Genomic DNA, 12535 nt, shown 5'->3' on the forward strand with positions numbered 1-12535 from the left:
TTGATGAATATCCAGCTCGGTTTTGAAATCGCCTACCAGTTTCCCCGGCCGACGCCGATGATCCTGACCCTCAGCATTCATTACTCGCGCGCCTCGGATCTCCTGCGCCCGGACCATCTGCTCACGAAGCCGGCCGTCCCCACCACCGCCTACCGCGATCTGTTTGGCAACTGGTGCACACGCCTGGTCGCACCCGCGGGCCGCTTTGTACTGAGTACGGATACCGTGATCCACGACAGCGGCGCGCTGGACATCATCGTGCCCTCGGCGCCGCAGACGCCGGTGGAGTACCTGCCCGAGTCCACCTTGCTCTACCTACTGGGGAGCCGCTACTGCGAAACCGACCTGCTGTCTGATTTTGCTTGGCAGCACTTTGGGACCGGACCGACCGGCTGGGGGCGCGTGCAGGCGGTCTGCGATTTCGTGCACCAGCACATCGAGTTCGGCTACCAGCACGCCCGGCGCACCCGTTCGGCCTTTGAAGCCTTCAAGGAAGGGCAAGGCGTGTGCCGCGACTATGCCCACCTGGCGATCACCCTATGCCGCTGCCTGAACATTCCGGCCCGTTATTGCACCGGCTACCTCGGCGATGTCGGGACCCTGCCGCCGTACGGCACGATGGACTTTGCGGGTTGGTTCGAGGCTTTCCTGGGTGACCGCTGGTACACCTTCGATGCGCGCAACAACGTGCCTCGCATCGGCCGCGTGCTGATTGCGCAGGGGCGCGACGCCAGCGACGTGGCGTTGTCAAGCACCTTCGGCCCCAACGAGCTGGATGGATTCAAGGTCTGGTGCGATGAGATTCCGTGATTGAAAAGGAATGCAGGCGAACTTCCGTTGTCAGCCTGCGCAATTTGTGACTCAAACGCGGCTGACTCAAAGGCAGCAGGCCATGAGACTTGTGCCTGCACCCACCCGTCTCATGCCCACCGCACTCCTCCACCGCATCGCCCACTCCGCCTCCCCACGTCCTCACCAACGACCCCGACATCGAAGCCATCCGCCCCTGATCCTGGCCGGCCTTGTGAAGGCCGCGATGCAGGTGACGCTCGATCCATGGGGCGGAGGTCCTCAGCCGGGGATCGTGGTGAGGAGATCACGCCGGAGGGCAGAAGGGCGTTGGAGGGTCGGAGGACAGAGTGAGGGGAAGGGCGGGCGCACGGTGGTAGCTTCCATTTCCCAGCGCCAAGGGACGAGACAATGACCCCATTGCAACCATGGGCCGGTGCCGAGATGCATGACGCCGACAAACTCGAGGCGGTGCTGCGCTATCACGAGCGCACCAAGCACCAGCTCCACCGTTACGCGCGCTCCCCCGGCGCCCTGGACTGGGTGAACCAACCCAACCCGTTTCGCCGCTACGAGGGGGCGCCGCTCACGCAGCTGCCCATCCTCGGCGTGGACGAGGAGCCGCTGTCGCCCCGCTACGAGGACATCTTTAGGCGGGACGCGGTGCCGAGCGCGCCGCTCACGCTGCGCTCGCTGTCGCGGCTGTTCGAGTACGCGCTTGCGCTGTCGGCCTGGAAGCAGGCGGGCGGCATGCGCTGGGCGCTGCGCAGCAACCCTTCGAGCGGCAACCTGCATCCCACCGAGGGCTACCTGCTGATCGGCGCGCTTCCCGGGCTGGCCCCCGCGCCCGGCCTGTACCACTACGCGCCGAGAGAGCACGCGCTGGAACGGCGCACGACCGGTTCCGCCGGGTGGTTCGCCCAGTTGATGCGCGAGTTTCCCCCGCAGGCCTTTTTGGTCGGCCTCTCGTCGATCTTCTGGCGCGAAGCGTGGAAGTACGGCGAGCGCGCGTTCCGCTATTGCCAGCACGACGTGGGCCACGCCATCGCCACGCTTCGCATCGCCGCCGCGACCCTGGGATGGCGCGCTGTCGTGTTGCACGGCCTGGCCGATGAAACCATCGAAGCCTTGCTGGGGCTGGACCGCGCCGAGGACTTCGCAGGCGCCGAGCGCGAACAGCCTGAACTCGTCATGCTCGTCTGGCCGAACGATTCGGCCGGGCCGTGGTGTGCAGGCGCGCAGCGCACGCTGCCGCTCAGCCTCGATCCGCTGCTGGCGCGCGAGCTCGTGCAGCAGCAAGGCTGGTGCGGCAAAGCGAATCGGCTCAGCCGCGACGACCCGGTCGCCTGGACCGCCATCGACGAAGTGGCGCTCGCCTCGCGCAAAGCGATCGGAGAGCGCCATGGCCTGGACCTGTTCGACGCGCCCGCTCCAACGCATCCACGCACAGCGTTCCCGGACGGACCGCCGGCCGGCCGGATCATCCGCCAGCGGCGAAGCCTCCTGGCCTGCGACGGCCGGACCTCGATCACGGCCGAGCGCTTCTACGGCATGCTCGCGCGCGCGATGCCGCGCGTGGATCTGGAAGCGAACCGGCGGCCGGCGCCCTGGGACGCCATGGCCTGGGAGCCGTGCATCCACCTCGCGATGTTCGTTCATCGGGTGGACGGACTCGACGCGGGGCTGTACGTGCTCGTCCGCGACCCTCACAAGCTGGAGAAGCTGAAGCGCGCCATGCATCCGCACTTCGACTGGTCCAGCCCGCCCGGATGCCCGGCGGGCCTTCCCCTTCGCAAGCTGGAAAGCGGCGATGCCAGGCGGCTCGCGACGCAAGTGAGCTGCCAGCAGGACATCGCGGGCGACGGGGTCCTTTCGCTCGGCATGATCGCGGAGTATCGGGACGCCCTGTTCACGCACGGGCCCTGGTTCTATCGCCTGCTCTTCTGGGAGGCCGGGATCATCGGGCAGGTGTTGTACCTGGAGTCCGAAGCCGCGGGCATCCGGGGCACGGGCATCGGTTGCTTCTTCGACGATCCGGTGCACCGGGTGTTCGGCTTCAGCGACCTGGCGTTCCAGTCGCTCTATCACTTCACGATCGGCGGCCCGGTGCAGGACAGCCGGCTGACCACCTTGGCGCCCTACGGCACATCGTGATCGGCGATGCCCATGAACCACGGGGATTCCGTCGGGCATTCCGGTGGTGCGCCCTTTGCGACCCAGGGTAGGGGCGGCTAGGGTGCGCGTCTGTGCGGTAGCGCACGTTCGCATCGACGGGTGGCGTGCTAGTTCTTTATTGTGCGCAGTTGCTCTTCTGCGCGGTTGAGTTCCTGCCGCAGGTCCCGGATGACCTGCTCCAGCGCCTCGATGCGTGCGGCGCGGGTCTGCGCCGGATCGAGCGTCTTGCAACGCGCTTGCAGGGTGGCCAAGGCCTCGGCAAGCCGCTGCCGGTGCAGCATCTGCCCCTTGGAACGGGCAAGTTCCATGTTCCGCTCGATAGCGGCTTCCTCGGCCTTGCAATCGGCATTGCCCGCCGGGTCTGCGGGCTGGGCGATGGCGGGAACTGCCAGAGCCAATGCGATGGCCAGGACGTGCGGTTTAAGGAGCATGACGCATCATGCGTCGGCAACGGACGCTTCCTCATCCTGTCGATGTTCGGGACAGTCGCCAGCATCGAGGATTCGCCCATTGCGGATTGCGGCTCTGGACGCCCGGCACGACCCGGCCGCGCTCAGCGCGTGCGCAGGTTCATGCGAAACGCAATCACCGCCACATCGTCCACCACCGGCGACATCCCCAGGATGGCCGTGGCGCGCAGGTCGTGCTCGGGGCAGCGGATGAAGCCCATCTGGTGGTAGAGCTTGCAGGCCGTCGTCATGAATGACGAGCTGTGGATGCCCAGCGTCAGCGCGCCGAGCTCGCGGGCACGGTCCACGCAGTACTGCGCGAGCCGGCGCCCCAGCCCGCGGCCGCGGGCGTCCGGGTGCACCGCCAGCTTGCGGAAGCCCGCCCAGCCCTTGGGCAGGCCCATGCCCGCGAGGCCCGCGTCGGGGTAGAACACCACGCTGCCCACCACCCGGCCCTGCCATTCGGCGACCAGCAGCTGGGTGCCGTCCTCCGGCCTTTCGACGTGGCGCAGGTCGTCGAGGTACGCATCGAAGACGCCCGGAGGCGCGCTCTTGCGGTACTGCGAATAGGCGGCCATGCGGATCGATGCGATCGGCGTGGCCTCGTGGCGTGCAGCGGGGCGGATGCGGCTGCTCGCCGCCACGCGCCCCTCGAAATCCAACATGGCTCTTTCTCCTTCACTCCCCGGGCGGTCGGATGACCGGCGGATGCAGTCAGCTTAGGCTTGCGTGCCCGCACCTTCTTGAAGGAATGCGACATCTTGTCTGACACGCGCATAGGCCATGCGGCCGATGTTCGCGGCCGCGTGCGTTGGCTAGATTGCTCCGGATACGCCGACGACCCCGGAGGATTCCCATGCTCGACACTGCCCACAAGGCCCTGCTGCTGCGCCGCAACGGCGTTGCCGTTCCTGAGTTGCCGGCGGATGGCAGCATCGCGCGATGGCACGCGTCGGTCGACGCGCTCTTCGCCCAGTACGTGACGCAGCGCGCCGCCAGGAGCCTGCAAGAAGCCGAAGAGGCGCGCGAACTCGAGCTGCTGAGCCGCCTCGCCGCGACCTCCTACCCGCGACGACGCAACACGAACTACGCCTGATGGTCATCACAAGTCGTTTCCTTATCACCGCGGCGTTGCTGGCGTTCGCGGGCGCCGCGCATGCGCAGGCCGCCGGCTGCGAGGCGCTCATGGCCCAGATCGACGCGAAGATCCGCGCGGGCGGCGTGACGCAGTTCATCCTCACAACTGTGGATGCCTCGGCCGAAGCCGGCGGGCGTGTCGTCGGCACCTGCGACCTGGGCACGAAGAAGATCGTGTATGAGCCGGGGCCGACCCATGGCGCGGTCTCGGCGGGCCGGCCGGCGCAGCAGCCTGCGCCGGCGCCCGCGCCCGCACGGCAGCGCAACGAGCCGATGCTGACCGAGTGCCGAGACGGCACGGTGAACATGGGCGGCGACTGCCGCAGGTAGCTCAAGCCATCAGCCGCGCGCTGCGCCGGATGCTCTGCGGCGGCTGCCCCAGCGTCCGCAGAAAGGCGCGCCGCATCCGCTCCGGATCCCCGAACCCCGCCTCGCGCGCCACCACGCCCAGCGCGAGCTCGCCCGCGTCGATCAGCGTGCGCGCAGCTTCCACCCGCAGGTTCTCGACGGCCTGCGCCGGCGACTGCCCGGTCTCGGCCTTGAAGGCCCGGCTGAACTGCCGCGGGCTCAGGTGCGCGACATCGGCCAGGTCCTCGACCGACAGCGGCTCGCGCAGGTGGGCGCGGGCATGGGCCAGGGTCTTCTGGATGCGGTCCGACTGCGGTTCCAGCTCCAGCATGGCGGAGAACTGTGACTGGCCGCCCGGCCGGCGGTAATACACCACCATCTTCTTCGCGACGGCGCGCGCGATCTCGGCGCCCAGGTCCTGCTCGACCAGCGCCAGCACCATGTCGATGCCGGCCGTCATGCCGGCGGAGGTCCAGACCGGGCCGTCGTTGATGAAGATGCGATCGGGCTGCACCTGGATGAGCGGATGGCGCTTCTGCAGCTCTTGCGCAAAGCCCCAGTGCGTGGTCGCGCGCCGGCCGTCGAGCAGGCCGGCCTCGGCCAGGGCGAAGGCGCCGGTGCAGATGCTGGTCACGCGCCGCGCCTGGCGCATGCCCGAGCGCAAGAAGCGGCACACCTTGGGGGTGATGGCGGTGGCGACCAGCGCGCCGGTCATCACCAGGGTATCGAAGCGGGCGGTGGTGAAGCGCCGGGAATCGACCGCCGCGCCGCTGGAGCTCGCGACCAGGCCGCCATGCTCCGACAGCACCTCGACGCGGTAGTGCACCTGGCCGAGCTGCATGTTGGCCAGCTCGAAGGCGGCGATGGCCGCGAGGTCGAGGATCTGGAAGCCGGGGAAGACGAGGATGCCGATGCGTCGCATGGGGCGGAGCGTACGTGCGGCGGGCCGGATGGTCAATGGATCAGCATGTCCTGAAATGTGGGAAATATGGCATTCGGGACATGGCGGCGCAGAGCACACTTCGATCCAGCCCGTCGGTCGTTCGACGGTCCCGAATCCCGAATCCACCCAAAGGACCTGACGCCATGACTGCAGCAAACACCCGGGGCACCGCCCTCATCACCGGCGCTTCATCCGGCATCGGCGCCGTCTATGCCGACCGGCTGGCGCGCCGCGGCCACGACCTGATCCTGGTCGCGCGCAACCGCGAGCGGCTGCAGGCGCTGGCCGAGCGGCTCACCCGCGAGACCGGCCGCAAGGTCGAGACGCTGGTCGCCGATCTCAGCGACAAGGCCGCGCTGGCGCGCGTCGAGGAGGTGCTGCGCAGCAACGAGAAGATCACGATGCTGGTCAACAACGCCGGCTTGGGCGCGACCGCGCCGCTGCTCGGATCGGACATCGGGAAGATGGAAGACATGATCGCGCTCAACGTGAATGCGCTCACCCGCCTGACCTACGCCGCGGTGCCGGCCTTCGTGGAGCGCGAGGGCGCGACGCTGGTGAACATCGCCTCCATCGTCGCCATCTCGCCGGAGACGCTGAACGGGGTTTACGGCGCGACCAAGGCCTATGTGCTGGCGCTGGGGCATTCGCTGCAGCACGAACTGGCCGACAAGGGCGTGCGCATCCAGACGGTGCTGCCCGGCGCCACGGCCACCGAGTTCTGGGATATCGCCGGGCTGCCGGTGCAGCATCTGCCGAGCGAGATCGTGATGACGGCCGAGAACCTGGTCGACGCGGCGCTCGTGGGGCTGGACCGGGGGGAGGCGGTCACGATTCCCTCGCTGCATGATAAGGCGGATTGGGATGTGTACGAGGCGGCGCGGCGGGCGATGTCGGGGCGGTTGTCGAATTCGCAGGTGGCGGCGCGCTACGCCTGACTCCCGCCGGGCCCCGTCTTGTCCCCTCTCCTCTGGGAAGGGTTAGAATGAGGCACCAGGCCTTCGAATCGCCGTCATCGCCACCACCGCCGCGTGCCCCCCAGCCCTCCCCAGAGGAGAGGGAGCCATACGGGGTCCCACACAAAACTTCACGACGAAGCGCGGCAAACCCCATCGACGCGCGCCCTGACCGGCACAGTAGCAGCCCCGGCCGCCCACCGGCTCCCCGCCGTGTGAATCAACAACGCCCCCACCACCATCCCCATCCCCAACAACTCACCCCCGAGGCAGCTTCCCCATCCCCACGCTCATCAGCAGCGCCGACACCGGCACGAAGTTGATGAACGCCGTCCCCGTCACGGTCCCCAGCGTGCGTACCCCGAAGTTGTAGGCCAGCACGGCAAAGGCCGAAGGAATCAGCCCCACGTACAGCAGCGCATGCCACGACAGCCGCAGCCCCTCCACCTGCGGCACCTCGGCCAGCCCAATCGCGCTCGCGCCCAGCGCACCAAGCGCCAGCAGCGGCCAGGCGGCCAGCACGGTCAGCCCGGTGTACTCGACCACATCCAGCTGCCCCGCGAACTGCGTGGCGCCGCGCGTGTACCAGACCCAGCCCAGCGTGCCGGCGAAGGCGATCGCGTCGCCCCACGCGGTCGATGCCGCATCGCCGTTCGACGGCGCCAGCACGCCCGAGACCACGACCACGCCCGCCAGCGCCAGCGCGCTGCTCAGCAGCGTGGTGCGGGTGGGCCGCACACCGTCGAGCACCCAGCGCAGCAGCTGCGTGCTGATCGGCGTGGTGGCCATGATGATCGCGCCGTGCGAGGGCACCGAATGCGCCAACCCGGTCAGCAGCATCACGCTGAACACGCCGAAGCCGGTCACGCCGCGCAGGGCCAGCGGGCCGGCGTGGCTGCGCAGCTTGCGCCACGGCGCGGCGCCGCGCGGGGCCAGCAGCGCGGCGAAGATCAGGGCCGAGAGGCTGTAGCGGATCAAGGTGAACCAGAAGGGGTCGACGTGCCGCAGCACGTCCTTGCTGACCAGGAACATGGCGCCCCACGCGGAGGTGGCGGCGAGCAGCGCGGCGATGCCGAGCGAGGAGGAGGGGGTACGCATGAGAACAAGCCTGAAGATGAATTCGATGCCCCGAAGAATGGGCGTCGCCCCCCCTGAAAACCATTCGTTTCTTTGGACGGGGGCCTCAGGATTTGCGAATGGCCTCGTGCGCGCGAGGCGCTCACAATCGCCGCCATGGAGCTCTACCAACTCAAGACCTTCGTCGCCATTGCCCGCGAAGGCAGCCTGACGCGGGCCGCCGAGCGGGTGTTCACCAGCGCGCCGGCGGTCAGCGCGCAGCTCAAGGCGCTGGAAGACGAGCTCGGGGTCAAGCTCTTCGAGCGCACGCCGCGCGGCATGGTGGCGACCGAGGCCGGCCAGACGCTGCTCGAGGAAGCCGAGCGCACCCTGGCCTCGGCGATGCGCATGCGCTCGGCCGCCGAGCAGATCCGCGGCGCGGCGCAGGGCGTGGTGCGCTTCGGCACGGTGGTCGACCCGGTGGCGCTGCGGCTGGGCGAGGTGCTGGTGAAGCTGGCGGAACGCCATCCGCAGGTGTCGCTGCAGCTGCAGCAGGGCCTGTCGTATCAGACCTTGGCGGCGGTGCAGCGCGGCGAGCTGGACTGCGCCTTGGCGCTCAACGACGCCGAGGCGATCGAGGGCCTGGCGCTGCATCGGCTGGGCGTGGTCGACCTGGTGGTGACGCTGCCTGCGGCACTGGCCGAGGCGCGGCCGGCGCTGAAGCTGGAGGATCTCACCGAGCTCTCATGGGTGGGCACGCCCAACTCCTGCGTGATGCGCAAGCACCTCGACAGCCTGTTCGCCAGCGCCGGCCGCGAGTACCGCCCCGGCCGCACGGCGGACAGCGAAGGCGCGATCCGCAGCATGGTCGCCAGCGGGCTGGGCCCGGGCCTGCTGCGCCTGGACCAGGCCGAGCAGGGCGAGCGCAAGGGCGAGCTCAAGATCTGGCCGGGCTGGCGCTCGCACACCTGGCTGTGCTGGGTGGAGCCCGAGGGCCGGCGCGCGCCGGCGGTGGAGGCGGTGCGCGCGGCGGTGCTGGAAACCTGGGCCTGATCCGGCGGGCCGGGCCGGGGCGCGTGCGCCTTTCGCGGGTAGGACGATGCAGGCTTTTCCTACGCGACCGGGCTCGGCGCCGGGGCACGCTGCGGAGTGAATCCAATTGAACTTCCAATGCCACACGCCATGACCTCAGCCGCCCGCCTGTTCATTCCTTCCGTCGCCGACACGGCGAGCGTTCGCATCATCGACGTCACCGACCCGAGCGACGTCGACTACTGGACCGAGGCGCTCGGCGTGAGCGAGACCGAGCTTCGGCTGGCCGTGGCCGCCGTGGGCAGTTCGGTGCAGGACGTGCGCGACCACCTCGGCAAGTGAGCGCCTGGCGCCGGGCCAGGCTTCGGATCAGCAGTCGTAGCGCCGGTAGTTGACGTAGCAGAGCTCGCGGATGCGCTGCCGGTCGGCAGCGACCCGGCGCTGGCTCTCGTTGATGCGGCGTTGCTCGTCCGCCCTCACCTCGCTCGCCTTGCGCTGCTCTTCGCGCAGCTCGGCCGCGCGCTGCTGCGCGTTGAGCGAATCCTGGCGCGCCTGCAGGTTCTGCGCGCGTGCGATGGCGGCGTCCGACTCGCGGCGGAAGGCCCGGTCCTGGGCCAGTTGGTCCGCTTGGCGCCGAGCCTTCTCGCGGGCTTCCTGCTCCGCGGCCTGCCTGGATTCGGCTTCTGCGATGGCTTGCTGCCGGGCCACTTCCAGCTGCTTGGCCGCGATCTCCGCCTGCGCCGCCTGCCGGCGGTGCTGCACGTAGGCGCCACCCGCGAACAAGGCGATGGCCAGCAGGCCGATGATCACCAGGGCCCGAGGCATGCCGGATTCGCGCTCGACGACGGTGGCGGCGTAGGGGGCGGGGCGCGAGGGCGGCGATGAAGCCTGCCTCGCAAGCTTCCGGTCGTGCGCCTGCCGGGATTCCGGGTCGCGCAGCACCTTGTGGGCATCGTTGACCTCGCTCAGCTGTTCGGCAAAGCGCGAGTCCTCGGCCATCTTCTGCGGGGTGTAGAACGCGCGTGCGCGCTCGACGGCTTCCTCGATGTCGGCCGCGGTCGCGTTGCCGGGGACACCCAGGACCTGGTATGCAGACTTCACTGTTCTTCCTCGGTTTTGCTTGTTTTTACGGCCCGGTGCGGACCGGCTCTCTCGCCCGCCGGGGATCTTATCGGGAGGGGGCCGAAAAAAGTGACGGAGAGTGAGTTTTCGGCAAGGCGCTGCGAGATTCGCAAGCGCGGGCGAGGCATTTCTCACACCCGCCGGCCGCGAGGGGCGGGGAAGCACGCCAGCCGACAGCCGCGGACGGGGCCGCAGCTTCAGGGCGCGAGGCTCAGGCGATGGCCTGCAGCGAGGGCAGGGCGCTTGCCTTCGGCGGCTGCGGCTTGGGGTCGCAGGCGGACAAGGCGGCCATGGCGATGATGACGAACGCGAGGGTGATGCTTCGATGCTTCACGGTCCTCTCCTTGGTGGAGCTGATTGATTCTGCGGCGCAGCGGCGAGTGTGCATGTCAGCCGACACCCCGCGATCTTGCTCCTTCCCCTCTGGGGGAGGGAGCAAGTCACAACGCGGCGGCAGTCAACTCCAGCTGCGTCAACCTCCTCGCCATCCGCCCGATGAAGTTCTGCGTCACATGCGGCAGCGCCCGCTGCGTCGGCACCATGATCCCCACCAGCAGCTGATTCAGTGCCGGCAGTGCAAAGGGCCGCCACAGCAGCTCTCCGCGCTTGAGCTCCTCGATGAAGGCAATCTTCGAAAAGCAGGAAATGCCCTTGCCGCCCATGATCAGCCGCTTGAGCAAGGGCGTGGAGTTGCAGGTCGCGGCCGGTTCCATGTCGTCCCAGAAGGCCGCAAACTCGGCCGACAGCGAGGCGCTGATCACAGGGTGCGAGCTGGAGCGCAAAAACGGATAGCCCGCGCAGTCCTTCAGCGCAATGCGATCGTGCTTGGCGAGCGGATGGCCGGGCGGCAGCACGATGCCGATCGGCAGATTGGCCAGGCTCACCGCCTTCACCCCGCCGGGCAACCGGCCCACGAAGCTCATGCCCACGTCGGCCTGGCCCGACATCACCAGCTGCGGCACCTCCATGGGCTGGGTCGAGGCGATGGTGTAGGTCACGGCGGGGAAGATCTGGAGGAACTCCTCCACCGCGGCCGGCAGCAGCTCCTCGAAGAAGGAGTCCATCGCCGCCACCTTCACATGGCCGGTGCGCTCGCCCTTGAGCGCATCGAGCTCGGTGCGCATCACCTGGAACTGGTGCAACGTCTCCTGCGCATGCTTGAGCAGCCGCTCGCCCGCAGGGTTGAGCCGCAGCCCGTTGGGCAGGCGGTCGAAGAGCTCGACGCCCAGCTCGTCCTCCAGCTTGTGGATCTGGCGGTTGACCGCACTGGCCGCGACGAACAGCCGCTCCGAGGCCTTGCGCACCGAGCCGCAGCTCGCCACCTCGATGAAGTACTTCAGGATGCTGGCGTGCATGGCCGCACCCTCCCGAAGAAGGCCTCGCCGCTACCTCGCGGCCGCTGCGCTCGGCGCCTCCAGCGCGATGCGCGGATGGTCGCAGGCGATGCGCCGCCCTTCGGCGCCGCCGGGCGAGCCCAGGCCGCTGACCTCGGCGCCGAAGAACTCGCGGTTGATGGCGATGTAATGCGTGAGCTCGGGCGGCAGCCGATGCTCCTCGTAGATCGCCTGGGTCGGGCAGGCGGACACGCAAATGCCGCAGTCGATGCATTCATCCGGGTGAATGTACAGAGTGCGTTCGCCTTCGTAGATGCAATCGACGGGGCAGCACGGGACGCAGGCGCCGTCCTTGCAGTCGATGCAGGCGGTGGTGATGACGTGGGCCATGGTCGTGGCTTTCGCGACGCTCGGCTCAGCGGCCCAGCCACTGCGGCTTGCGCTTCTGCTGGAAGGCCAGCACGCCCTCGTCGGCGTCTTCCGAGCGCAGGGCGGCCATCAGCGCGGGCAGGCGCTGGCCGTGGGCCTCCGACGGTGAGAGCATGCCGGTGCGCCGCACTACCTGCTTGATGGCCTTGAGCGAGAGCGGCGCGCAGGCCAGCATTTGCTGCACCCAGCGCTCGACGGCGGTATCGAGCTCGGCGCGCGGCACCACTTCGTTGATCAGCCCGATCTCGAGCGCGCGCCGGGCGTTGACGCGCTGGCCGGTGAGCATCATCCCCATCGCATGGCGGAAGCCGATCTGGCGCTGCAGCAGCACCATGCCGCCGTCCAGCGGCAGGCGGCCCACCAGCGGCTCGGGCAGGCCGAAGCTCGCCTCCTCGCAGGCCACGACCAGGTCGCAGCCCAGCACCATCTCGAGCCCTCCACCGAGTGCCAGGCCGTTGACGCGCGCGATCACCGGCACGTCCAGCGTCTCGCGCAGCGCGATACCGCCGAAGCCGCCGGGGCGGGCGGCGGCCCAGTACTCGACGCCTTTCAGGTTCGAGGTGTTCTTGAGGTCGGCGCCGGCACTGAAGGCGCGCTCGCCGGTGGCGGTGAGCACGACCACGCGCACGTCGTCGCGGCGCTCGATCTCGTCCCAGATGCGCAGCAGCTCGGCCTCGGTGGCCATGTCCACCGCATTGAGCACCTCGGGACGGTCGATGGTGACGGTCGCGACGTGGTTCGCGACGTTGAAGGAAACAGTCATTT

Annotated in this window: 16 protein-coding genes; 7 read left to right on the top strand and 9 right to left on the bottom strand. The window is 68.8% G+C overall.

Going from position 1 to position 12535, the window contains the following annotated elements; translation table 11 throughout:
- Positions 1-3: 3 nt before the first annotated feature.
- On the top strand, positions 4-810 hold the full coding sequence (locus GXN78_RS13640; RefSeq protein ID WP_106561396.1) for a transglutaminase family protein: 807 nt from the start codon (positions 4-6) through the stop codon (positions 808-810).
- A gap of 390 nt (positions 811-1200) precedes the next feature.
- A complete protein-coding gene (locus GXN78_RS13645; RefSeq protein ID WP_239142704.1) occupies positions 1201-2943 on the top strand; it encodes a SagB/ThcOx family dehydrogenase in 1743 nt (580 codons plus the stop codon).
- 128 nt (positions 2944-3071) lie between these two features.
- On the opposite strand, the gene GXN78_RS13650 is transcribed toward GXN78_RS13645, so the two are convergent.
- Both GXN78_RS13650 and GXN78_RS13655 read right to left on the bottom strand, forming a co-directional pair.
- On the bottom strand, positions 3072-3395 hold the full coding sequence (locus tag GXN78_RS13650) for a DUF1090 family protein (RefSeq protein ID WP_106561399.1): 324 nt from the start codon (positions 3393-3395) through the stop codon (positions 3072-3074).
- A gap of 122 nt (positions 3396-3517) precedes the next feature.
- Positions 3518-4078: a GNAT family N-acetyltransferase gene (locus GXN78_RS13655; protein ID WP_106561400.1), complete on the bottom strand. Its 561-nt coding sequence runs from the start codon at positions 4076-4078 to the stop codon at positions 3518-3520.
- A 191-nt stretch (positions 4079-4269) separates the two neighbouring features.
- On the opposite strand from GXN78_RS13655, the gene GXN78_RS13660 reads away from it, so the two are divergent.
- Entirely contained in the window at positions 4270-4509 is a 240-nt protein-coding gene (locus tag GXN78_RS13660; protein ID WP_106561401.1) for a hypothetical protein, read from the top strand.
- On the top strand, positions 4509-4880 hold the full coding sequence (locus GXN78_RS13665; protein ID WP_106561402.1) for a DUF1161 domain-containing protein: 372 nt from the start codon (positions 4509-4511) through the stop codon (positions 4878-4880). Before GXN78_RS13660 ends, GXN78_RS13665 begins: the two co-directional genes overlap by 1 nt.
- Before the next feature lies 1 nt (position 4881).
- Here the strand turns inward: GXN78_RS13665 and GXN78_RS13670 are convergent, their stop codons facing one another.
- The gene (locus GXN78_RS13670) at positions 4882-5820 is read right to left on the bottom strand and encodes a GlxA family transcriptional regulator (RefSeq protein ID WP_106561403.1); all 939 of its coding nucleotides are present in this window, start codon (positions 5818-5820) and stop codon (positions 4882-4884) included.
- Between the two features lie 164 nt (positions 5821-5984).
- On the opposite strand from GXN78_RS13670, the gene GXN78_RS13675 reads away from it, so the two are divergent.
- Positions 5985-6779, top strand: coding sequence for an SDR family oxidoreductase (locus tag GXN78_RS13675; RefSeq protein WP_106561404.1), 795 nt, complete (start codon positions 5985-5987; stop codon positions 6777-6779).
- Positions 6780-7055: 276 nt separating this feature from the next.
- Here the strand turns inward: GXN78_RS13675 and GXN78_RS13680 are convergent, their stop codons facing one another.
- On the bottom strand, positions 7056-7895 hold the full coding sequence (locus GXN78_RS13680; RefSeq protein WP_239142705.1) for a DMT family transporter: 840 nt from the start codon (positions 7893-7895) through the stop codon (positions 7056-7058).
- Between the two features lie 135 nt (positions 7896-8030).
- Here GXN78_RS13680 and GXN78_RS13685 point away from each other — a divergent pair, with 135 nt between their 5' ends.
- A complete protein-coding gene (locus tag GXN78_RS13685; RefSeq protein ID WP_106561007.1) occupies positions 8031-8906 on the top strand; it encodes a LysR family transcriptional regulator in 876 nt (291 codons plus the stop codon).
- 129 nt (positions 8907-9035) lie between these two features.
- A complete protein-coding gene (locus GXN78_RS13690; protein ID WP_106561006.1) occupies positions 9036-9227 on the top strand; it encodes a DUF3606 domain-containing protein in 192 nt (63 codons plus the stop codon).
- 27 nt (positions 9228-9254) lie between these two features.
- Here GXN78_RS13690 and GXN78_RS13695 read toward each other — a convergent pair whose 3' ends face one another.
- The 5 genes from GXN78_RS13695 to GXN78_RS13710 all read right to left on the bottom strand — a co-directional run bounded on the left by GXN78_RS13695 (position 9255) and on the right by GXN78_RS13710 (position 12533).
- The gene (locus GXN78_RS13695) at positions 9255-9986 is read right to left on the bottom strand and encodes a DnaJ domain-containing protein (protein WP_146163207.1); all 732 of its coding nucleotides are present in this window, start codon (positions 9984-9986) and stop codon (positions 9255-9257) included.
- A gap of 232 nt (positions 9987-10218) precedes the next feature.
- Positions 10219-10341, bottom strand: a complete 123-nt coding sequence (locus GXN78_RS41935) for a hypothetical protein (RefSeq protein WP_258187288.1) — start codon at positions 10339-10341, stop codon at positions 10219-10221.
- Between the two features lie 106 nt (positions 10342-10447).
- The gene (locus GXN78_RS13700; RefSeq protein WP_106561004.1) at positions 10448-11362 is read right to left on the bottom strand and encodes a LysR family transcriptional regulator; all 915 of its coding nucleotides are present in this window, start codon (positions 11360-11362) and stop codon (positions 10448-10450) included.
- A gap of 30 nt (positions 11363-11392) precedes the next feature.
- A complete protein-coding gene (gene fdxA / locus GXN78_RS13705; protein WP_106561003.1) occupies positions 11393-11731 on the bottom strand; it encodes a ferredoxin in 339 nt (112 codons plus the stop codon).
- A 25-nt stretch (positions 11732-11756) separates the two neighbouring features.
- Positions 11757-12533 (bottom strand): enoyl-CoA hydratase-related protein, encoded by a 777-nt coding sequence (locus GXN78_RS13710; RefSeq protein ID WP_106561002.1) that lies wholly within the window; start codon positions 12531-12533, stop codon positions 11757-11759.
- Positions 12534-12535: the final 2 nt, after the last annotated feature.

The sequence above is a fragment of the Variovorax sp. WS11 genome (genome assembly GCF_010499245.1).
Lineage (GTDB): Bacteria > Pseudomonadota > Gammaproteobacteria > Burkholderiales > Burkholderiaceae_C > Variovorax.